This is a genomic window from Bacillus sp. 5w2 (assembly GCF_054353775.1).
Genome location: NZ_JBTIWT010000001.1, coordinates 755,022 through 778,309, shown reverse-complemented (window position 1 = coordinate 778,309; position 23,288 = coordinate 755,022). Strand labels below are relative to the sequence as shown.

General features: G+C 35.4%; 19 protein-coding genes and 1 other annotated feature. Of the genes, 16 read left to right on the top strand and 3 right to left on the bottom strand.

Annotated features, from left to right (window positions below; all coding sequences use genetic code 11):
* The first annotated feature begins 72 nt into the window (after positions 1-72).
* From ACXY7N_RS03925 to ACXY7N_RS03885, 9 genes are all read left to right on the top strand, one after another.
* Positions 73-1,260, top strand: a complete 1,188-nt coding sequence (locus tag ACXY7N_RS03925) for an SIS domain-containing protein (RefSeq protein WP_000924259.1) — start codon at positions 73-75, stop codon at positions 1,258-1,260.
* 6 nt (positions 1,261-1,266) lie between these two features.
* A complete protein-coding gene (gene nagA, locus ACXY7N_RS03920) occupies positions 1,267-2,430 on the top strand; it encodes an N-acetylglucosamine-6-phosphate deacetylase (RefSeq protein ID WP_001110425.1) in 1,164 nt (387 codons plus the stop codon).
* A 4-nt stretch (positions 2,431-2,434) separates the two neighbouring features.
* Positions 2,435-3,280 (top strand): tagatose-bisphosphate aldolase subunit GatY, encoded by an 846-nt coding sequence (locus ACXY7N_RS03915; RefSeq protein ID WP_341518114.1) that lies wholly within the window; start codon positions 2,435-2,437, stop codon positions 3,278-3,280.
* A 12-nt stretch (positions 3,281-3,292) separates the two neighbouring features.
* Entirely contained in the window at positions 3,293-4,216 is a 924-nt protein-coding gene (gene pfkB, locus ACXY7N_RS03910) for a 1-phosphofructokinase (RefSeq protein ID WP_000562122.1), read from the top strand.
* A 19-nt stretch (positions 4,217-4,235) separates the two neighbouring features.
* Positions 4,236-5,171 carry an ROK family protein gene (locus tag ACXY7N_RS03905; protein ID WP_016134135.1) on the top strand — a complete coding sequence of 312 codons (936 nt, stop codon included), beginning with the start codon at positions 4,236-4,238 and terminating at the stop codon, positions 5,169-5,171.
* A gap of 276 nt (positions 5,172-5,447) precedes the next feature.
* Entirely contained in the window at positions 5,448-6,260 is an 813-nt protein-coding gene (locus ACXY7N_RS03900) for a polyphosphate kinase 2 family protein (RefSeq protein WP_488592291.1), read from the top strand.
* A gap of 184 nt (positions 6,261-6,444) precedes the next feature.
* Positions 6,445-6,984: a PadR family transcriptional regulator gene (locus ACXY7N_RS03895; RefSeq protein ID WP_431154159.1), complete on the top strand. Its 540-nt coding sequence runs from the start codon at positions 6,445-6,447 to the stop codon at positions 6,982-6,984.
* A gap of 31 nt (positions 6,985-7,015) precedes the next feature.
* A complete protein-coding gene (locus ACXY7N_RS03890) occupies positions 7,016-8,773 on the top strand; it encodes an MFS transporter (protein ID WP_488592290.1) in 1,758 nt (585 codons plus the stop codon).
* Between the two features lie 205 nt (positions 8,774-8,978).
* Complete coding sequence (locus ACXY7N_RS03885; RefSeq protein WP_488592289.1) at positions 8,979-10,253, top strand: MFS transporter; 1,275 nt, start codon at positions 8,979-8,981, stop codon at positions 10,251-10,253.
* A gap of 41 nt (positions 10,254-10,294) precedes the next feature.
* Here ACXY7N_RS03885 and ACXY7N_RS03880 read toward each other — a convergent pair whose 3' ends face one another.
* A complete protein-coding gene (locus ACXY7N_RS03880) occupies positions 10,295-11,278 on the bottom strand; it encodes a beta-ketoacyl-ACP synthase 3 (RefSeq protein ID WP_488592288.1) in 984 nt (327 codons plus the stop codon).
* 179 nt (positions 11,279-11,457) lie between these two features.
* On the opposite strand from ACXY7N_RS03880, the gene ACXY7N_RS03875 reads away from it, so the two are divergent.
* Both ACXY7N_RS03875 and hflX read left to right on the top strand, forming a co-directional pair.
* The gene (locus tag ACXY7N_RS03875; RefSeq protein ID WP_488592287.1) at positions 11,458-12,006 is read left to right on the top strand and encodes a cobalamin biosynthesis protein CbiN; all 549 of its coding nucleotides are present in this window, start codon (positions 11,458-11,460) and stop codon (positions 12,004-12,006) included.
* Positions 12,007-12,489: 483 nt separating this feature from the next.
* Positions 12,490-13,749 (top strand): GTPase HflX, encoded by a 1,260-nt coding sequence (gene hflX / locus ACXY7N_RS03870; protein ID WP_488592286.1) that lies wholly within the window; start codon positions 12,490-12,492, stop codon positions 13,747-13,749.
* A 41-nt stretch (positions 13,750-13,790) separates the two neighbouring features.
* Here the strand turns inward: hflX and ACXY7N_RS03865 are convergent, their stop codons facing one another.
* Complete coding sequence (locus ACXY7N_RS03865) at positions 13,791-15,431, bottom strand: peptide ABC transporter substrate-binding protein (RefSeq protein WP_016088416.1); 1,641 nt, start codon at positions 15,429-15,431, stop codon at positions 13,791-13,793.
* A 222-nt stretch (positions 15,432-15,653) separates the two neighbouring features.
* Here ACXY7N_RS03865 and ACXY7N_RS03860 point away from each other — a divergent pair, with 222 nt between their 5' ends.
* From ACXY7N_RS03860 to ACXY7N_RS03845, 4 genes are all read left to right on the top strand, one after another.
* Positions 15,654-16,865, top strand: coding sequence for an MFS transporter (locus tag ACXY7N_RS03860; protein WP_001149431.1), 1,212 nt, complete (start codon positions 15,654-15,656; stop codon positions 16,863-16,865).
* 10 nt (positions 16,866-16,875) lie between these two features.
* On the top strand, positions 16,876-17,793 hold the full coding sequence (cysK, locus tag ACXY7N_RS03855; protein ID WP_016134140.1) for a cysteine synthase A: 918 nt from the start codon (positions 16,876-16,878) through the stop codon (positions 17,791-17,793).
* A 78-nt stretch (positions 17,794-17,871) separates the two neighbouring features.
* Positions 17,872-18,384, top strand: a complete 513-nt coding sequence (locus ACXY7N_RS03850; RefSeq protein ID WP_033659660.1) for a GNAT family N-acetyltransferase — start codon at positions 17,872-17,874, stop codon at positions 18,382-18,384.
* A 94-nt stretch (positions 18,385-18,478) separates the two neighbouring features.
* Positions 18,479-19,303, top strand: coding sequence for a DUF4037 domain-containing protein (locus ACXY7N_RS03845; RefSeq protein ID WP_016088414.1), 825 nt, complete (start codon positions 18,479-18,481; stop codon positions 19,301-19,303).
* A 40-nt stretch (positions 19,304-19,343) separates the two neighbouring features.
* Here ACXY7N_RS03845 and ACXY7N_RS03840 read toward each other — a convergent pair whose 3' ends face one another.
* Positions 19,344-20,978 (bottom strand): putative polysaccharide biosynthesis protein, encoded by a 1,635-nt coding sequence (locus tag ACXY7N_RS03840; protein WP_000107874.1) that lies wholly within the window; start codon positions 20,976-20,978, stop codon positions 19,344-19,346.
* A 372-nt stretch (positions 20,979-21,350) separates the two neighbouring features.
* Positions 21,351-21,573, top strand: a binding site (T-box leader).
* Between the two features lie 300 nt (positions 21,574-21,873).
* Here ACXY7N_RS03840 and ACXY7N_RS03835 point away from each other — a divergent pair.
* Positions 21,874-23,211: a sodium-dependent transporter gene (locus ACXY7N_RS03835; RefSeq protein ID WP_016088413.1), complete on the top strand. Its 1,338-nt coding sequence runs from the start codon at positions 21,874-21,876 to the stop codon at positions 23,209-23,211.
* The last annotated feature ends 77 nt before the right edge of the window (positions 23,212-23,288 follow it).

Genomic DNA, 23,288 nt, shown 5'->3' with positions numbered 1-23,288 from the left:
GTTATACTTATTGTAATTCAACTGGTAATGATGACGTGATAAGATATGAACTAATATTAAGGGGGTTCTCAAATGTTATTACATGCAAATGATGAAATAAGAGAAATATATGGAGCATGTTTTACAGCGAAAGAGATTGCACAACAGCCAGATCTTTGGGAGCAAGTATATTTGAATTTTCAAAGCAAGCATCATGAAATTATAGGTTTCTTTTCAAGTATTTCAAGAAAGCATGAACGAGTGAGAGTTATTTTCACTGGTGCAGGGACATCCGCTTTTGTTGGAGACACAATTGTTCCATATATAAAAAGAATAACAGATTTAAAGAAAATGCATATTGAAAGTATTCCAACAACAAATATAGTCTCAAGTCCTTATTACTATCTTCAGCCAGACATCCCAACAATTTTAGTATCTTTTGCTCGCTCTGGAAATAGTCCAGAAAGTGTAGCGGCAGTGCAATTAGGAGAACAAATTATTCATTCAGTTTATCATATTATTTTAACATGTAATGAAGAAGGAAATTTAGCGAAGCAGTTTCAACATAAGGAGAACGCTTTTGTTATGTATATGCCACAGAAGGCAAATGATCAAGGGTTCGCGATGACAGGAAGTTTTACCTCTATGATGTTAACTGCACTTATGTTATGTAACTATAATCATCCCCATCTTTTAGAATCTAGCATTATGGATATTGTAAGAATAGGAAAAGATGTTATCAAAAAACAAGAACGGGAAATTCAACGAATTGCAGAAAAGGAATTTCGTAAAATTGTATTTTTAGGATCAGGCGTATTTGAAGGGCTTTCTCGAGAGGCTGCTTTAAAATTTCTAGAGTTAACTGCTGGTCGTATCCCAGTTATGTTTGACACCCCCCTTGGGTTTAGGCACGGACCGAAATCAATTTTAGATAAGGATACAGTTGTTGTATTATTTTTATCTAATGATGAGTATACGAAAAAATATGATCTTGATTTATTAAAAGAGATTTTTCAAGAGAAAGAAAGGAGCGAGATTATTGTTATAGCACATCAAGATAATCAAGAAGCAAGGAGACATTGTAATACGTTTTTATGCAATGAAGGACGAAATCTAAAAGATGACATGTATATTACGTTTATTTATATATTATACGGACAAATTTTAGCATTATATAAATCAATTGCATTAGGGATTACTCCAGATAACCCTTGTCCAAGTGGAAGTGTAAATCGTATCGTTCAAGGGGTAACAGTACATCCTTATAAAGGAAAGGAATAGTAATTTATGAACTACTACGTCAAAGCAGCTATATATCTACTAGAAGATGGTGTTCGTGAAAGTGGATATTTACATATTGTAAATGGATACTTTCTAAAACATGTTGAAGAAATAGTAGACGGAGCGTTAGTAATGGATTTTGAAGGTAGAATTATTTCTCCAGGATTTGTTGATACACATATTCATGGTGTAGCGGGACATGATGTCATGGATAGCACATATGAATCGTTAAACAATATCTCTATTAAGTTATTGGAAAATGGTGTTACGAGCTTTTTGCCTACAACATTAACTGATTCTTCGGAAAATATAATGGGAGCTTTGAAAAATATAGCTCATGCAAAAAAAAGAGGAGTGAAAGGGGCAAGTATTATTGGATCTTTTCTTGAGGGACCTTGTTTTACGGAGGTCTATAAAGGTGCACAAAACCCTAAATATTTTATTGATCCAACCGTTGAAATGTTAGAGGAATGGATTGCTGCATCAGAAGGGACAATTAAAAAAATTGCAATGGCACCAGAGAGAAGAGATGCTATTGCTTGTATACGTCATGCTGTGAAAAAGAATGTCCGTGTAGCAATTGGGCATACGAATGCAAACTATGAGATATGCCAGAGTGCGATTCAAGCAGGAGCGACGATTTTTGTGCATACGTTTAATGGAATGAAAGGATTACATCACCGTGAACCTGGCGTTGTTGGAGCGGCACTTTCAACCGAGCACGCGTATAGTGAAATCATTACAGATGGACATCATGTACATCCAAGTGTAGTGAATATTTTATATAAATGTAAAGGATACGACAAAACATGTTTAGTTAGTGACTGTATGCGAGCGGGCTTATTAGGGGATGGCACATATAATTTAGGAGAATTTGTTGTCCAAGTGCAAGACGGCATTGCCCGAACAGAGGCAGGTTCTTTAGCAGGAAGTACACTTCGATTTATTGATGGTGTGAAGAATATGGAGAAATGGACAAATGCATCGTTATGGGAATGTGTTCATATGGGCTCGTTAATTCCTGCTAAAAGTATTGGAGTAGATAATGAAATTGGAAGTATAGCACCAGGGAAAAGAGCTGATTTTCTTATATTAACAGAGGATTTAAATCTTATAGGAACAGTTGTTGGTGGAGAAATGAAATATAAAAAGAAAAAAGAAAGGATTTGAGAGTATGCTTGTTTCAAATCAATTTATACTGAGAAATGCACAAGAACAGGGCTATGCAGTACCAGCTTTTAATATTCATAATTTAGAAACTTTAAAAGCGGTAATTGAATCAGCAGTAGAGCTTAGGTCACCTGTTATTATAGCTGCTACACCAGGCACGATAAAATATATGGGAAAAGAATATCTTTTGCATATGATTGAAGCAGCGAGAAAGCGATATGATATACCAATTAGTCTACATTTGGATCATCATGAAGATATAAGTGATATTAAAAATTGTATCGATTTAGGAGTTAGCTCTGTTATGATTGATGCATCGCATCATCCATTTGAAAAAAATATTCAGATTGTTCAGGAAGTTTCGGTGTATGCAAAACAATATGGAGTAACAGTAGAGGCTGAGTTAGGGCAATTATCAGGAATAGAAGAAGATATAGTAGTGGAAAACTCAATTTATACAGATCCTTACCAAGCGAAAGAGTTTGTAGAACGTACAAATATTGACTCATTGGCAGTTGCAATTGGAACGGCACATGGACTATATAAAGGGAAACCAAAATTAGATTTACAAAGATTAACAAATATTAGAAAGCAAGTTGATATTCCCCTTGTATTACATGGTGCCTCCGGATTATCGGACAGTTTAGTGCAAGAAACGATTCGTTTAGGAATTTGTAAAGTGAATATCGCAACAGAGTTAAAAATTGCATTCGGAACAGCATTACGTCATTATTTATTTTCTCATCCAGAAGAAAATGATCCGCGTAAATATTTTTCAGATGCAATTATGGCGATGAAACTGGTTGTTGCAGATAAAATAAAGATGTGCAAAAGTTTAAATCGTGTGTAAGGAGATATTCTTATGATTGCGACAATTACATTGAATCCATCTGTTGATATGCGATATGAATTAGGAGAATTAAAACTAAACAAAGTACATCGCACGAAAGACTATGAAAAAACTGCGGGTGGAAAAGGCATTAATGTATCGAGAGTACTTCGTTTGCTAGGAGAAGAAGTAACTGGAGCCGGGTTACTTGGTGGTAGTAATGGTGAGTTTATAAGAAAAAACTTGAAAGATTTATCAATTATTGATGAGTTTGTTTCCGTTAAAGAAGAAACTCGCAATTGTATAGCGTTAATCACAAAAAAATCTGCGTCAGCTACTGAGGTATTAGAAGCAGGACCAGCTATTTCAGAGGATGAAATAGCTCTTTTTATAAAAAAATATGAAAGGATAGTAAAAGATTTTGAGTTTATTGTTGCATCGGGAAGTTTACCTAAGGGTATTCCAAATTCATTTTATCAGCAGTTGGCACAAAAGGCAGCTGAAAATGGTAAAAAATTCATATTAGATACAAGTGGAGAACCATTATTGCATGGCATACAAGGAAAACCATTTTTAATTAAACCAAACAGGCAAGAAATTTGCCAGTTGCTTCAAAAAAAACGTGTGTCACAGGAAGAAATGATTGCGGAAGCAACTAAAATCTGCGAGAGGGGCGTGCAGTATGTTTTGTTATCACTTGGAAGAGAAGGAGCGATACTTATTACAAAAGATGGAAGCATAAGGGCAATTATTTCAGAAATAAAAACTATCAATGCTGTTGGCTCAGGTGACGCAATGGTTGCAGGAATAACGTTAGCACTCGCAAAGGGGTATGGGATAAAGGATGCACTTCGTTTTTCAGTGGCGTGTGGAATGGCTAACGCAGCTGAGGAAATAACAGGTTACATACAGCTTAAAAATGTAGAGAATTTCTATAATGAAATTATAATTGTCTAAAAGTAGGAAGGGGAGAAATATGGGGAAGTACGTTGCTTGTTTTGATATTGGAGGAACTTTTATAAAATATGCAATGATTGATGAACAAGGAATAGTACATGAACAAGGGAAAATAACAACACCAGTACAAAATCAAAAGAAAGAAATTTTGTATCGTATTTGTGAAGTAATATATGAGTTTGAAAAGAGCTATAAAATTCATTCTGTAGGTGTATCATCGTGTGGGATTATCGATAATATCAAAGGGGAAGTTCTGTATTCTGCCAATATTTCGGGATATAGCGGTACAAAAATAGCAGATTACATTTATAGTGAGACAGGGTATGTGGCGATAGTTGAAAATGATGTTCGTTCAGCTTGCCTCGGTGAAATGTGGAAAGGAGCAGGGAGGGGGAAAGAACATATTGTTTTAATCACACTTGGAACCGGGATTGGTAGTGGAATCATTACAAATGGCAAAATGCTTCAGGGAGTGAAAGGGCTAGCAGGAGAGCTTGGTCATATGATAATTGTTCATAATGGAGAAAAATGTAGTTGTGGCGGAGAGGGATGTTATGAGAGATATGCATCGACTTCGGCGTTGATCCGTCAGTATAAAGAAGCATCCAAAATTCAAGGGCTAGAGATAGGCACAATCACAGGTGAAGAAATTATAGAACGTATGTACAGAGGAGAGCGATTGGCAAAAAATGTATATGAACAGTTTCTACAGTATGTTGTTGCTGGTTTAGTAAATATTACTTATATATTTAACCCCGAATTAATTATTATTGGGGGAGGTATTACAGAGCAAGGTGAACCATTTTTGAAACAAATTCAAGAAAGGTTCTATGACAAAATAATGGACATCTATCAAAATAAGGTGAAAATCGTTTTAGCATCATTACATAATGATGCTGGTGTATATGGAGCTTGTTATGTAGCGTTGAATCGATGTGAAATATATAATCTATAATCTTAGAAGGTATTTATCGAGAATAGTTAACATGTGTAGAGCTTTTTTATTCAATTCACACAACCATCATCTTGTTTATGTAGAAGGTGATGGTTGTTTTTATTTTGGGATTTAAGGGGAATATACATTCGTTAATGATGCACTATAAAGTATTTACGGATGTGATTTATTATTTCGGTCTTCGATTTGAAGTATAAGTCAAAAGGAATATAATTATGAAATAATTTCCAAAAAATGTTAAAATAACATTGTCATACAACAAGGGGGATTTGTTTTATGGAAAATGGAATTCTTGCTAAAGTAGATGTAACGAAAAGAATTGAATCGAAATCTAAGTACAATAAGAAGCTAGAAAAATATCAAAGGCGCTTATTAGCATTGCAGCAAATAGTAAAAGAAGAAAAAATCGCAGTTATGCTCGTTATGGAAGGCTGGGATGCGGCTGGAAAAGGCGGAGCGATTAAGCGAGTGACAGAACACCTTGATCCACGTGGGTTCCAAGTAAATCCAATTGGAGCACCAGCACCTCATGAAAAACGGTACCATTACTTGCAACGTTTCTGGCGGAAACTACCTCAGTACGGGCAAATTACTATTTTTGATCGCTCATGGTACGGCCGTGTGTTAGTTGAGCGTGTTGAAGGTTTTGCTACAAAGGAAGAGTGGACGAGAGCGTATGATGAGATTAATGATTTTGAAAAACTATTAACAGATGATCATTATATAGTCGGAAAGTTTTTCTATCATATTAGTAAAGATGAACAATTAAAGAGGTTTAAAGATAGAGAGAACAATCCTTTGAAACGATGGAAAATTACAGAGGAAGATTGGCGTAACCGTGAAAAATGGGACGAGTATGTTGAAGCAATGGAAGACATGTTTGAAAAAACAAATAAGCCAAATGCGAAATGGGAAATTATTGCGAGTAATGATAAATTATACGCTCGATTGAAAACGTTGAAAGTGATTATTTCATTAATTGAGGATTATCTCTTAGAACATAATATAGAATTGCCTTCGTATTATTATGAGATGAAAGAAGGTAAGACAGAAGGCTTTGAAGCTAATCAAGGTGTAGTTGTAAAATAGTATAAGGTTTGTATATGAAATATAAAGTAGAGATACCCTGTAATTTTGAACAACAAAATTACAGGTTTTTTTTTTTTTTTTTATTTAGAAACATTTTACAATTAACAGAATAAGGTATATAATCAATAATCATATTAACAATGTTAATATGATTATTGATTATATAATGTGTGGGGGTCTTATTTTGAAGGGAAGAGATGTTGTTTTAGGTTTACTAATGGAAAAAGAATTATCTGGTTATGATATTAAAATTGTGTTCGAAGACGTATTTACTCATTTTTTTGATGGGAGTTTTGGAATGATTTATCCAACGTTACGACAGTTAGAAAAAGAGGGGAAAATAAAGAAAGAAGTTATTATGCAAGAAGGGAAACCGAATAAGAAAATGTATTTTATTACAGATGAAGGGCGTGAGGAGTTTTATCAATACATGCAAACAGATGTAGAGAAAGATGTTTTACGTTCAGATTTTTTAATGAGGATGTATTTCGGTAATTATAGTGATGATAAGGCGATAAAAAAATGGATTGAGGACGAAATTGAAAGGAAAGAAGCATATATTGCGGATCTTCGTTTGAAATATGAAAAGTGGAGAGAAGGTATGACTTTTGTCGAGGGAATTTCACTTGATGTAGGTATCGCATCGTATAGTGCTCAAGTAGAGACATTGAAAAGAAAACTAGAGCAATTAGAAGCAAAAGAACACAATAAAATGCAAGAATGAAAACACGTTCACAATAAAGGGGTAGAAGGAAATGGAGCAATCAAAGGGTATTAAGATTGTCTTTTTAATGTGTCTAGGTATCTTTCTTTGTATGATTGATACGACAATTATGAATATAGCTTTACCGGCTATACAAAGGAGTGTAAATACTTCATTAGAGAAGATGTCTTGGGTATTAAATGTTTATACAATGACAATTGCAGTACTCGCCATTCCACTAGGACGGATAGCTGATATTTTTGGAAAAGCAAAGATGTATATTCTTGGCCTGGTGGTTTTTGGTGGTGGATCGGTACTTTGCGCTTTTGCTAATACAGGCGACTTTCTCATTTTTTCTCGTTTTATCCAAAGCATTGGGGCAGCCATTTTATTTCCAACAAGTATGGTGATTGGTGTATCTGCAATGCCATTAGCTAAGAGGCATGTTGCACTTGCAATTTTAGGAGTAACACAAGGATTGTCAGCGGCGATGGGACCAGTAATAGGTGGAATTATTACACAAAATTTCGGTTGGAGATGGGTGTTCTTTGTTAATGTTCCAATTTGTATTCTTGGAATCATTTTATGCTGCATTATGCTACAAATAAAAAATGAAGAACGTATTATCTCAAAAATAGATTGGGGAGGACTAGTATTAAGTAGCACAGCAATTTTTTCTTTGACTCTCATATTAGTAAAAGGAAATACATGGGGATGGCAAAGTAATATTGCTTTGTTTTGTTATGCAATTAGCACGATTTCTCTTATTCTATTTGTTTTAGTAGAACGAAAGATTCATAATCCGATGGTGAATTTAAATTTATTTAAAGATCGAATGTTTGTTGGAGCATCTATCGTTGTCATATTAAGTAATTTATTTTTAATTGGAGTTACTGTATTGCTTCCAACGTTCTTGACGAAAATACAAGGCCGAACGGAAATTGAAGCAGCTTTTTTAGTGACACCTATTTCAGCAATGATATTTTTTGTCTCACCAGTTGCAGCAACTTTAATTAAAAAACTCGGAAAAGTAACTATTATTTTTTCAGGCTTTCTTGTTATGGGTTTATCTTATTATTGGTTGCAAATGATTGATGTTAATTCAACAAATATAGAAATTATTATTCCTTGTATGATATTAGGTGTTGGGTATGGTTTAGTAGTAGGTCCAATTACAGTTTTAAGTGCTTCTTCGTTTGAAGGAGAATTATTAACCGCTTCTCAAAGTGTTGTCTCGATGTTGCGGCAAGTAGGAATTGTATTAGCGGTTGCAATATTTGTATCTAACTTAACGCACAATTTAGCTGTAAATAAAGAGAATGTATATCGTTATGCAGAAGAAAAAGTGCATAATATTCATGTGGACAGCCCACAGCAAGCTGAAATACTACAAGTAACAAAAGAAAAAATGGAGAAACAAAGTATAGAAGTAAGTGTAGAAAAGCATCAAAATAATACATTTGTAGGTTTAAATAAAGAGAAAAAAGATGCATTAATTCACAAAAAAGTGGATGAAGTATTAAGAGGAATTCCAGTAGAATATAGAGATATAAAAAGAGAAGAAGTTATGAATCAAGTGACAAAAGAAGTTGAAAAACAAGAGGAAAGTATAAAGAAAGAGGTACTCGCATTTTCGAATGATGTGAATCACTATGCTCAAAATCAGATGGCAATGAGTTTTACAGATTTATATAAAGCGAGTGTGCCAATTATTTTAGTTTTTGCTTTAGTAGGTTTGTTATTTTGGGAAGGAAAGAATTTGGATAAAAAGAGAGGGGAGAGAGTTGTAGGGGGAGTGTATGGGAAATAAGCTAAAAGTGAGTTATATTCACATGATGGAATGCTAGTTGTGAAAAAATTAGTATAGTTATTTTGGGAACTCTTCGGTAATGAGTGAAACATAAACCGTGGGGTTCTTTACATGTATAAATAAATTTTAGTATTTTAAATTTGGGGATTTTGTTGTTCTATAGTACATTAACAAGACGTATTAGTTTTATAGAAAGGATGAGAAAATGATAGATACAGCAGATGCTTCAATAAGTAATCATATATATACAGAAGAAGAACAACAAAAATTATACAAAAGAACATTAATAATCGTAAGTATTTCACAAATGTTCGGCGGAGCAGGGTTAGCTGCTGGCATTACAGTAGGTGCACTCCTTGCGCAGCAAATGCTTGGGACCGATGCATATGCAGGATTGCCGGCAGCTATGTTTACAATGGGATCTGCGGTAGCAGCTTTCTTTGTTGGAAAATTATCACAAAAACATGGTCGCCGTATAGGGCTTGCAGGAGGTTTTATAGTAGGTGGACTAGGGGCTATTGGAGTTGTGGTGGCAGCTTTAACAAATAGTATTATTCTTTTACTAGTTTCTTTACTTATATATGGCGCGGGTACAGCTACGAATTTACAAGCGCGTTATGCTGGAACGGATTTAGCGAATAAGAAGCAAAGAGCAACCGCTATTAGTATTACGATGGTAATGACGACTTTTGGTGCAGTCGCAGGTCCAAATTTAGTAGGTGTAATGGGAAGGTTTGCTCATTCAATTGGAATTCCTGAACTTGCTGGTCCTTTCATATTATCGGCAGCAGCATTTATACTAGCTGGTCTTGTTCTATTTGTTATGCTTCGTCCAGATCCGTTACTTATTGCTAATATGATAGAAACATATAAACAAGAGCATACATATAAAGGGCAACCAGTAACAGAAGAAGCGATAGAAAACAAACGAGGAATTACTGTTGGAGCTATCGTAATGATACTTACACAAGTCGTGATGGTTGCAATTATGACGATGACGCCAGTTCATATGGGACATCACGGTCATGGTTTAAGTGCAGTAGGACTTGTAATTAGTTTTCATGTAGGTGCAATGTATCTTCCATCTCTCGTTACGGGAATGTTAATTGATAAAATTGGCAGAACTACGATGAGTATAGCTGGTGGAGTAATTTTACTAGCAGCAGGTGTAATAGCTGCAATAGCGCCGAGTGATTCTTTAATACTATTAATTGTTGCTTTGTCTTTACTTGGATTAGGATGGAACCTCGGTTTAATCAGTGGTACTGCTCAAATTGTTGATGCAACTATACCTTCCACACGTGCAAAAACACAAGGAAAGATCGATGTGTTTATTGCGCTAGCTGGAGCTTCAGGTGGAGCGATGTCAGGAATGGTAGTGGCGAATTCGAGCTATGCGGCATTGTCGTTAGTGGGAGGAGTGTTAGCTTTCATGCTCATTCCTGTTGTGATATGGTCTCGAAAAGGAGAAAGAAATTAAAGAGAGGTTCTAGTTACTGACTAGAACCTCTTTTCATACTTTTAACTTAAATCCCACTCCACAATAAGAACTAAATGTGTGAGGCCACCACCAAATCCGTACAGTAAAAGTGTGTCTCCGTTATTTAATTTTCCTTCTTTTCTAGCTAAATCTAGAGCAAGTGGAATAGAAGCTGAAGATGTATTCCCCATGTATTTTACACTCATCAAAGTTTTTGAAATTGGAATTTCGGTTTTCTCACAAATAGATTCAATCATTCGTAAGTTAACACTGTGAGGTACGAACCAGTCTATATCATCTATTTGCATATGTGCGGTATGTAATAGTTCTTTTATACCTGCTGGTACCGTGCGTGTTGCCCATTTATATACTTCTCTTCCGTTTTGCACGATTTTTTCATTTGTTTGCAGTGGTGTGTCATTCATAGTAGTAGATAAGTTTGTTCTGTATAGGTGAATGCCGCCGTCACCGTTTGTTCCCATGTGAGAAGCGATAAAGCTTGGTTTGTTTTCATCTTTTTCTAATAAAATAGCTCCAGCGCCATCACCGAACAGAATACAAGTCGTTCTATCGGTGTAATCAGTAACTTTTGATAATGTCTCTGACGCTACTACAAGTATTTTTTTATGTGATCCAGAAGTGATTAAGCTATTAGCTACATGTAGTCCATATGTGAAACCAGCGCAAGTCGCATTTAAATCAAATGCTATTGTATGAGGTATGTTGAAATATTGTTGTATTTGACACGCGACACTAGGAAATACATAGTCAGCGGTTGTTGTAGCGACGATGATACAGTCGATATCTTCTAAGTTCTTTTTAAATGTTGTACATAAATTTTCAATTGCTTTAATGGCTAAGTGTGAGGAGTATTCTTCTTCGCTAGCGATTCTTCTTTCCTTCATTCCTGTTCTTTGTACAATCCATTCATCATTCGTATTGATCATTTTTTCTAAATCGTTATTAGACAATATTTGATCTGGAACATAAGTACCGATTGCAGTAATACGAGATTTAGAATGCATAGGAACATCTCCTAACTTATTTTTATAACTTGATACTAATATCAGGTTATAAAAATGTCAATAAAGACTTTTATTGTATTGAAACTAGAAGCTTAATTTACTATGAAGGAATTTGGTGAGTGGTGTAAAAATAGTATACGAGAAGTTTTAAAAATTGATAATGAAGAGAGTTGGGCTCTTTGAAAAGAATTTTGTATATATTTCCTGTTGTCATTATTTGCAGCTTTATTCTTATTGTTTTAGCAGAGAAGTCTTACGCTTGTGAGTGTATGAAAGCATCACCAGAAGAGAGGTTACAAAAAACTAATGTAGTGTTTGAAGGTAAGGTGTTAGAAGTTCAAGAGAAAGATGGGGAAATGAAAACATTATTTGAAGTGAAGAAAATTTGGAAAGGGACAAGCTCTTCGCAAATTATTATATATACAAGTTTTGGTAGCTGTACATTTCGTTTTGCAGAGGGAGGAGAATATTTAGTCTTTTCTTCTTATAGAGGGGAGGGAAAATTAGAGACATCTATTTGTAGTGGAACACAGAGATTAGATGAGGCAGAGCTGAAGAGAAAAGCCTTAAGTCATATTGCAAAAGAGTCAGCTCCAACGAAGAAAGTGGATTTAAAAGGTGAGATGGTGAAAGGTTTAAGTTGGTGGCAAGTTGCTGTTATTTCTATAGGTGTGTTATTGATTATTGCAGTTGTTATTTTTATTGTAAGAAAAACGCGCAAAAAATGACGCTTAAAGTAAAAATATAAAGAATTTCTTTAGCATGAGATAGGTTGTTAAATCTTGTGAAAGCGAATTACTTATGCTACACTTTATGTAACTTAAAATGAACGGAGGGGCTTCCTTTGATCTTAATCAGATTACGTCTCAATACTTTGTGCCAATAATTGAATAGCGCTCAAAGGCTCTGTCTGTGTACAGAGTGAACGGGATTGGTCTGCCTATTTTAAAGGAACCCTTTATTAAGCTTATATGTGAAAAAGAGGGAGGGACGAATACGCCCTCTTTTTGTTTTGCCTTTATAAATAGAATGGGATCGTATAGGTGAACACTTATTGTGGATACGTATATGATTTTGGGACTTTTTGACTATGAAGTAGGAGGAAAATATAACTTTCTCCTGTTTCTTTGGTGAACCCTTATCCGTTTACGAAAACACAGGCAGCGACCTGTGTTTTTTATTTTACGTAATCGAAATGGAGGAATAAATATATGGAAGAATTATTACAAAGAGCAGTTTTAGTTGGAGTAAATTTAGGTAAGGAAGATGATTTTGCTTATTCGATGGAAGAGTTAACAAATCTTGCAGAAGCTTGTGATGTAGAGGTAATTGGGCAAGTGACGCAAAATTTACAACGAGTTAATCCATCCCATTATATTGGAAAAGGAAAAATTGAAGAAGTAACAGCCTATGTAAATGAAGTAGATGCGAATATGGTAATCTTTAATGACGAATTATCTCCTTCACAAATTCGAAATTTAGAGGCGGATTTAGATTGTAAAGTTATTGATCGTACCATATTAATTTTAGATATTTTTGCGCAACGTGCGAAGACGAAAGAAGCGCAGTTGCAAGTAGAGGTAGCGCATCTTCAGTATATGATGCCTCGTTTAATCGGTCTTCGTGAATCATTAGGAAGACAGAGTGGCGGCGTTGGTACGAAAAATAAAGGTGTCGGTGAGAAGAAATTAGAATTAGACCGTCGTAAAATTGAAGAGCAGATTTCAGTTTTAAATAAGGATTTAGAGGCACTTGTTGCGCAGCGTCAAACACAGCGAAAGCAACGTAAGAAAAATGAAGTACCAGTTGTAGCATTAGTAGGTTATACGAACGCAGGAAAGTCAACGACGATGAATGCGATGCTTGAAATTTATAATGGTACAGAAGAAAAACAAGTATTTGAAAAAGATATGTTATTCGCGACGTTAGAAACATCTGTACGAAATATTGATTTGCCAGATAACAAATCATTCTTATTAACAGATACTGTTGGGTTTGTAAGTAAATTACCGCATCATCTTGTAAAAGCATTCCGTTCAACATTGGAAGAGGTAGCGGAAGCAGACTTACTTATTCATGTTGTAGATTACGCAAATCCAAATTATGAACAGTTAATTGATATTACAAATGAAACGTTAAAGAAAATTGGAGTAGAAAATATTCCAACAATCTATGCTTATAATAAATCAGATATGGTAGATGTTGAAATTCCGAAAGTGCAAGAAGACCGCGTTTATTTATCAGCGAAGAAACATGTTGGAATTGAAGAACTTGTAGAAATGATTCGCTCACACATCTATAAAGAGTATACGAAGTGTGAAATGTTAATTCCGTATGATCAAGGACAGGTAGTTTCTTATTTTAATAATCATGCGCACGTTCTATCTACGAGTTATGAAAACGAAGGTACGAAACTAGAAGTAGAATGTAAGACGAGCGATTACGAGAAGTATAAGCGTTTTGCAATTTAATAAAAAAGGCGATCCTAATATGCTTTAGGATCGCCTTTTTCTTATTCTGTAATAGAGGCCCATTTATAAGAATAAATTCCTGCAAATGGACGAACAACAACATCTTTTACTGTTGGACGTTCTAAATATACAAGTCCTGATTGGAAGATTGGAGCGATAGCTGCATCATCTTCAAGTAAGATTTTCTCTGCATCTTGGAACGCTTTCCAACGTGCTGGTAAGTCTGTTACTAAAGTAGAGCTCGTTTTCTCAATTAATTCGTCGTATTGTTTGTTTGAGTAACTCATCTTATTAAACGGTCCGTCTGTGACGAACATATTTAAAAATGTTGTAGGATCAGGATAATCCGGTCCCCAAGTGGAAAGTGAAATTTCAAAATCGCCATTTCCTTCACGATCTAAAAATGCCTTTACTGGAAGGGGTTGTAATGTGATTTTTAGTCCAGGTAAGTTTTTCTCTAGTTCACCTTTTAAAAACTCACTAATTTTTTTATCGTTAGATTCATCAGTTGTTATGATTGAAAGAGAAGTGTTTTGTAAGTTTGTTTCTTTTTTCGCAGTTTCCCATAGTGCCTTAGCTTCTTTCACATTTGTTTCTACTTTTACATTACTTGTACTGCGAAAATCTTTATTATCAGGTCCTTTTACGAATCCTTTCGGAACGAATGCATTCGCAGGGATAGAACCATTATTTAAAATCGTTGTTGCGATTCCCTGTTTATCAAAAGCAAGCGAAATAGCTTTTCGAGCGTTTTTGTTTGCTAATAAAGGATTCTTTTGGCTAAATCGGAAAAATGTCACGGAAGGACGTTCCATTTTCTTTAAGCTCGGATCTTTTTGATATTTATCAACAAACTCTGAATTAATCGTAATTCGGTCTACTTGTTTACTTTCAAATAAATTAACAGCTGTTGAAGTATCTTTTACGATATTTACATTAATTTCATTTAATTTCACATTTTTATTATCCCAGTAGTTCGGGTTTTTTGTCATTTTATAACTTGTATCATGTTTCCATTCACTTAATTGGAAAGGTCCGTTATAAACTACATTTGCAGCTTCAAGTCCGTAATTTTTCCCTTGTGCTTCTACAACCTTTTTGTTTTGAGGATAAAATGTTGCAAATCCCATTAAACCTAAAAAGTATGGAACAGGGTGTTCTAACTGTACTTCTAATGTTTTATCGTCAATTGCTTTTACACCAAATGAGTCAATTGGCAATTCTTTTTTATTTATTTTTTCTGCGTTTTTAATATCGAACATAATATGTGCGTATTCAGAAGCAGTCTCTGGATTTACGGCACGTTTCCATGCATATTCAAAATCATGAGCAGTTACTGGATCGCCATTTGACCATTTTGAATCGTGTAATGTAAATGTATATGTTTTTCCGTCTTCGCTCAGTTTGTATGATTCAGCTGCTGCAGGAACAGGTTTATTGTCAGGCCCAGGCATATATAATCCTTCCATTACGTTGTTTAAAGCAGCGTAAGAAAACCCATCGGTTGCGATAGATGAATCAAGTGTAGAAATTTCCCCAGCTTCTACAATGTTTAATACTTGTTTTGAAGATTCTTTTTTCTTTTCTCCGGTAGTTGCTGACTCTTGTTTTTGGCCACATGCTGTTAAAAACATAGATAATGTGATTGAGAGTGCAACGATTCCTTTTGTTTTTTTCTTCATAGTTGTCATCCTTTCCTTCATCTCTGCCTTAGTATAAAAGAAAATATAGAAAATTTCTATAAATAAATCCGATAAAACATATAGAGAAAATATATTATGTAAAAAGTGATATTTCTGGAAAAAGAAATGAAACCAGTATAGAATATAAATGTTTCAAAAGTCAGAATTTATTACACCTGCTGTAATAAATATATATTTTGTACAGGAAGGAGAAATACACATATGCAGGCAGTTTCGCAAAAAAACACAGTAGAAACACCGACAATATACCGAATACTATTTGCGATTAGTTTCGGTCACTTTTTAAATGACTCGATGCAAGCAGTCGTGCCGGCATTGTTTCCTATTTTGGAAAAAACGATGAATTTATCCTATATGCAAGTAGGGTGGATTGCGTTTGCATTAAATATGACGTCATCGATTATGCAGCCGGTTTTTGGTATGTATTCAGATAAGAAGCCATCACCATTTTTATTACCGCTCGGTATGTTTTCGAGTATGCTTGGGATGATTGGACTTGCATTTGCACCGAACTTTATTATTGTTATTATTTCTGTTTTATTTATCGGATTAGGTTCCGCAGTCTTTCATCCAGAAGGTGCTCGTGTTGCTTATATGGCGTCCGGTGCAAAGCGAGGTTTAGCGCAAGCGATTTATCAAGTAGGAGGAAATACAGGGAACTCCTTAGCTCCTATTTTTACAGCGTTAATTTTCGTTCCGCTCGGCCAAATTGGTTCTTTAGGTTTTACCGCATTTGCAGCGGTAGGAATTGTGTTATTAATTTTCGTATCAAATTGGTATAGGAATGAATTAGCAACTGGCGCTGTGAGAAGAAAAAAGAGGGCTGCGCTTGAGGCAGAAAATGCGATTGTCAGTACACATATTAAATTTGTTATATTACTTCTTGTTTTTCTTACTTTTGTACGATCTTGGTACGGTGCTGGTATCGGGAATTTCTATCAATTTTACTTAATTGAGCATTACGGTTTATCTATAAAAAATGCCCAGTATTTCGTATTCGCATTTATGATTGCTGGTGTATTAGGAACTTTCTTTGGTGGTCCACTGGCAGATCGATTTGGAAAGAAAACAATTATTGTATTTTCAATGCTAGGTTCGGCGCCACTTGCACTTTTGCTACCTCACGTGTCGCTCGTGTGGGTTGTACCGTTATTTTTATGTATCGGTTTTATTAGTTCAAGTAGTTTTAGTGTAATTGTTGTTTATGCGCAAGAGCTTGTTCCTGGAAAAGTAGGAATGGTATCGGGATTAATTGTAGGGCTTGCGTTTGGACTCGGAGCTTTAGGATCTGTAGTCCTTGGGAAATTGGCTGATATATATAGTCTACAATTCATTATGTTACTATGTAGTTGTCTACCATTAATTGGACTTACTTCTTGGTTATTACCAAGTGATAAGAAAACGATAGAATAGGGGATGCGCTATGAAATTATGTGAAAACGTAACAGAATTAATAGGGGATACACCTGTCGTCCGATTATCTAAATTTATTCCAGAAGACGCAGCAGATGTGTATGTAAAACTGGAAATGTTTAATCCGTCACGCAGCGTGAAAGATCGTGCTGCCTATAATTTACTGCACGTTGCAGAAGAGAATGGTCTCATCAAACCAGGAGATACAATTATTGAACCGACAAGTGGAAATACAGGAATAGGCTTAGCGATGAATGCAGCTGCTAAAGGGTATAAAGCGATTTTAATTATGCCAGATAATATGTCAAAAGAGCGTATAAATTTATTGAAAGCATACGGAGCAGAAGTAGTTTTAACACCAGCAGAACAAAGAATGCCAGGAGCGATTGCGAAGGCATTAGAACTGCAAAAGCAAATTCCAAATAGTTTTATTCCGCAACAATTCGAAAACCCAGCAAACCCGAATATTCATCGTTATACAACTGCACTTGAAATTTATGAACAAATGGATGGAAAGCTTGATGCATTCGTAGCAACGGCGGGAACAGGCGGAACGATTACTGGGACTGGTGAAACGTTAAAAGAGAAACTACCAAACTTATATATTGCAGTAGTAGAACCGAAAGGATCTCCCGTTTTATCAGGTGGTGTTCCAGGTCCTCATAAACTAGTAGGAACAAGTCCAGGGTTTATCCCGAAAAACTTAAATACAGAAGTGTATAACGAAATTATTCAAATTGCAGACGAAGAGGCTTTAACGACAATGAGAAACTTAGCTAGGCAAGAAGGTTTATTAGTAGGGCCATCTTCTGGAGCTTCTGTTTATGCAGCGATTATGATTGCAAAACGATTAGGCGCTGGTAAAAAAGTTTTATGTATTGCACCTGATACAGGTGAGCGTTATTTAAGTATGGGATTATTTGAATGAAAATGATAGAAACACCTTAATCGTGAAATTGTCAAGATTAAGGTGTTTGTTTTAGGTTGGAGAGAGGGGAGAATGACAATGAAACTATTAAAACCAACACATGAATATAGTGAACAAATTTTGGAGTACCGGGAGGCATTTTTAAATGCTGAGGAACAACCACATGGTAGTAGTTCTTTACAAAATTTTGATTCTCTCGATGAATGGTTTGAAAAAGTGAGTATACAAGAAGTGGGAGAAAACTTACAAGCTAATCGAGTACCATCTAGCCAATTTTTAAGTTTTGAAAAAGGGGAACTTATAGGTTTTGTGAATATTAGACATCGATTAAACGAAGAATTATTGTGGGAAAGTGGTCATATTGGATATAGTGTCCATCCGAATAAACGTCGCCAAGGTTACGCGACAAAACAATTAAAACTCGCATTAGATGAAGCGCAAAAGTTAGGGTTGCAGAAAGTGTTAATAACTTGTGATAAAGTTAATATCGCTTCGGCTAAAACGATTCAAAAAGTTGGCGGCGTGTTAGAAAATGAAGTAGTTTCTTCTCATACTGGTGAAATTATTCAGCGTTATTGGGTAGAAATATGATTTAGTGAAACTTTGAAAAGGAAATATAATGCGTAATATCGAAATAGATAAATGGAAAAAATAAGGGTGTACTGCAATTTTAGGGGGAAATGAAGTGGGATTAAAAGAGAAAGCGATAGAAATGTCGGAGATTTATAGGCAAAATCCGAAAGTGGAGGCTATTATTTTAGCAGGTTCAGTAGCTAGAAAGTTAGAAGATGAACATTCAGATATAGAATTACATATTTTATGGTCAGCACCATTAGAGGATGAGGATCGTAAAGGGCCTATTAACCATATTGGTGGAACAATTTTGTCCTATCATCCTTACGAGGAAGAAGAATGGTCGGAAACATATTTGACGAAAGAGGGAATTAAATTAGAGATTAGTAACTTTTTAACAGAAACAGTAGAGAAAGTGATTTCGGATGTGGTGGATCAATATGATATAAGTTATGAAAAACAATGTATCGTATCATCCGTTCATGATGGTGTTAGTTTGTATGGAGAAGAGAAAGTGAATGAATTAAAAGATAGAGTGGTAGCGTATCCAGAAGATTTAGTGAAACGGATGATTTCAGAAAATCTTTGGTTAAGCAATCGCTGGCATAATCGAGAGGCTCTTTTAAAACGAAAAGATTGGCTTATGCTATATGATGTTATGTGTGAAGTACAAAGGAATATATTTGGGATCTTATTTGGTCTGAATAAAATGTATGTACATCACCCAGCATTTAAATGGATGCCGAATAATGTGGAACAAATGAGTATTAAGCCAGAAAACCTATACGAGAGAATGGCGAATACGCTAATAGGGAAACCGGAGTATAGTGTACAGGAGTTAGAAGTGTTAATCGAAGAACTATTACATTTAGTAGAACACCATGTTCCAGAATTAAATATTGCTGAACAACAAAAACGTATTCAATATGCGAAGTGAAAAACGAAGAGATGTAACAAGGGGTTACATCTCTTCGTTTTTATTTCACTAATTTTCCTAGTAATGGTAATCGTTGAATCCTATCACCGAGAATATGTGAAGCAAGTCCGCTCGTAAGGACGAATAAAAGGTAAACAAGTCCTCCTGCAGCGCCACATATAAATACAATGAGAAGTGATTCGATATAAGATTGTCCAGGAATTAACCATTTTAAAATCGTTTTTAAAGCAATTACAACAGCAGACATTGCAGCGGAGTAAATCGTAATAAGAAGTACTGTTTTTGCAGTCTCACCCATTTTGAATTTCGCAAACTTAACGATGCAGTACAACATAATAACATTGGAAACGAGGTATCCAAGAATGGTTCCAAGTACAGCACCGTGTCCGCCAAACAAATGTAAGAGTGGTGTATTTACTAAAACTTTAACGAGAATACCGACTGAGAATGCAATCATCGTTTTTCTTTGATAATCGATTCCTTGTAATATAGCTGCTGAAACTGTGAAAATAGCACTTAATATAGCAGAAGGTGCAAATGAAATTAAATACTGTGATCCATCAAGTGCAATTTTAGGGTCTACATAAACCATGCGGAATGCATCGTAAGCGATGCTAGCAAGACCGAATGCAGCTGGGATAGTGAAGAATAATAAGACTTGAAATATCTTTGAAATTTGTTCTTGTAATTCTTCTAGTTTCCCGCTTGTATAAGATTTCGTTATTGCTGGAATGATCGTTAATGAGAATCCAGTTGCAAGTGAAGCTGGAATCATAATTAACTTTTGGGCATAGTTCGTTATATAAGCGAAAACTGCATTCGCTGTTTCTAAAGGCTCTCCCATTGCTCTAAGGACATCAGCTACAGTGTATTGATCTACTAACGTGTAAAGCGGAATTGCAATACCGACAAATACAATTGGGATTGCATATCGAAGTAGTTCTATATAAATATTTTTTAATGGGATATTCGATGCTCTTGACTTTAATTCTCCTTCGGGAGGCTTTAATCGGTTATATTTTTTCCAGTACATCATTAAAATCGAAACGCTGGCAAGCGCTCCGATAACAGCTCCAAACGTAGCAACTGCAACAGAAGAGGCTACGGAACCTCCTAATAGTTTTGAGACGATGAAGCTACCAACTAAAATGAAAACAACGCGCGCAATTTGTTCTACGACTTGAGAAACAGCACTTGGTTTCATATGTTGAAATCCTTGGAAATAACCACGTGTAACACTCATAGCTGGTACGATAATAAGTGCAAAACTTAATGCTCGCATCGTAAGTGTTACGTCAGCGATAAATTGTGGATCTGGCGTTTTCGAGCGAATAATAAATTGTGATATGTATGGTGCTCCAATAAATAAAATTAAAAATCCTAAAAAGCCCATAAACAACATTAATTTTACGCTAGAGTTGTATAATTTTTTGCTTGTACTATAATCACCAAGCGCATTATGCTTTGCAACGAATTTGGAAACGGCAATAGGGATACCGGCAGTTGAAAAGCTTAATAAAATACCGTACCAAGAGTATGCATATCCATATAAAGCGACCCCTTGTGTTCCCACTAATAGTTGAAAAGGGAAGAAGTATATAAAACCTAATATACGTGAAATCATTGTCGCGCCGCTTAATAAAGCAGTTCCTTTTAAAACTTTTGAAGTAGACAAAATTCTTTCCTCCTACTCGTGCTGTCTTGCATTTGCCCCGCATTAACGGGCAGTAAGACCCCCATCTCAAAATTCAGCGGAAGCAAAGAAGTTAGGTGGGGATCGGGCTGCCCGTAAAAGCCCGATTGGTGAAGGCTAATAATCAGTGGGGATGAACAAAACCCCCACTGATTAAAGTTTCACTTTATCGTATACTACTATAAACCTGTTCGAGAAGTTAATACAGTATAAACCATAAATGTTCTAATACTATTCATTTAAAAGTCATATTTTACATTTTTAAATAGAATGTAATACATAAAAATTCAAAATATAAGTTGACACTATTTTTAATGTGTGATAAAAATGATAGTAATCAATTCGGAAAATAATATTTGGGCAATGAAAGGGTATAGTAGTGAATATCTCCCTATTTCAGAGAGCTGATGGTTGGTGTGAATCAGTATATAGATTATTCATGAAGTTCGTCCTGGAGCATCTTTCATAAATCTCACATTATGAGGAAATGAAAGACGGTAGTTTATACCGTTATCAAATAAAGTGGTGAAGATTGTTTCACAACTAGGGTGGTACCGCGATATTTATCGTCCCTACGTATTTACGTAGGGACGTTTTTTATTTAGGTCTTACTTTGTTGTGGCTTCATAACTAGGGTGGTACCGCGATAATTTATCGTCCCTACGTATTTGCGTAGGGACGTTTTTTATTTAGGTCCTAACTTTGGTGTATCTTCATAACTAGGGTGGTACCGCGATATTTTTGTCGTCCCTACGTATTTACGTAGGGGCGTTTTTTATTACTAGGGAGGACGTGAGCGTATTAGAAAAGAGTATTGATAGAACAATATAAATACTGAACTGAAACAAAGAAAAAGAGACAGAGAGGAGATTAACAAATGAATTCACAGCAATGGACATCGAAATTAGGTTTCGTATTAGCTGCAGCAGGTTCAGCAATTGGTCTTGGGGCGATTTGGAAATTCCCATATATGGCCGGCATCGGAGGAGGCGGGGCGTTCTTCCTTATTTTCATCGGTTTCACATTATTAATTGGTTTACCGCTATTATTAGCTGAATTCGTAATCGGAAGAAGTACACAAAAAGAGGCTGTTGATGCATATAGAGAAATCGCACCAAAAACATTATGGCCATGGTTAGGGAAATTAGGGATTGTAACTTGTTTCATATTACTTTCTTTCTACAGTGTTGTAGGGGGATGGATTTTATTATACTTATGGAATGCAATTACAGGTAGACTATGGGAAGGAAATGGCTCATACGAAGCTACGTTTGGTGAAATCATTTCCAATCCGTATTTAGCAGTTGGCTCGCAGCTATTATTCATCCTTATTACTATTTTTATCGTAAGTAAAGGTGTACAAAATGGTGTTGAAAAAGTAAATAAATATTTCATGCCAGCATTATTCGTTTTATTCTTTGTATTAATCGTTCGTGCACTTACGTTAGATGGTGCTGGAGAAGGCGTTCGTTTCTTCTTACAACCTGATTTCTCAAACGTAACATCAGAAATCATTTTATATGCAATGGGGCAATCGTTCTTCTCATTATCTGTCGGTGTAGCCGTTATGGTAACGTATAGCTCATACTTACCGAAAGAGGAAAGTTTACCGCGTTCAGCATTTTCTATCGTAGCTTTAACTCTGGTAATTACATTGCTTGCAGGGCTTGCAATTTTCCCAGTAGTGTTCGCATTTGGGATGGAACCATCTCAAGGACCGGGGCTATTATTTATCGTACTGCCAGCTATTTTCAGTAAAATGGCATTCGGGAAATTATTCTTCATCGTTTTCTTATTACTATTCTTCTTTGCGACTATTACATCGGCAATTTCGATGTTAGAAATTAGCGTTGCATCTTTAACTGCAAAAGGTAAAGGGAAACGTGAAAAAATGGCTTTAATCGTAGGGTTATTAATCTTCGTTGTGGGAGTACCATCAGCATTATCATTTGGTATATTAGGTGATTTGAAAATTTTCGGAAAGACAATCTTTGATTTAGCGGACTATGCAGTGAGTAACGTACTAATGCCACTTGGTGTTTTATTAGTTTCTATCTTTGTTCCTTTAAAAATGAAGAAAGATATATTAATGAAAGAACTTGGTGTAAGTAAAAATAAAGGCTATAAACTGTTCGTATTATGGTTATTCTTACTTCGCTTTATCGCACCAATTGCGATAATTATCGTATTCTTAAATGTACTTGGCATTATTTAAAAAGAAAGGTAGCGTATCATTTTATGATACGCTACCTTTTTATCCCGCATTAACGGGAAGTAAGACCCCCGCCTCAA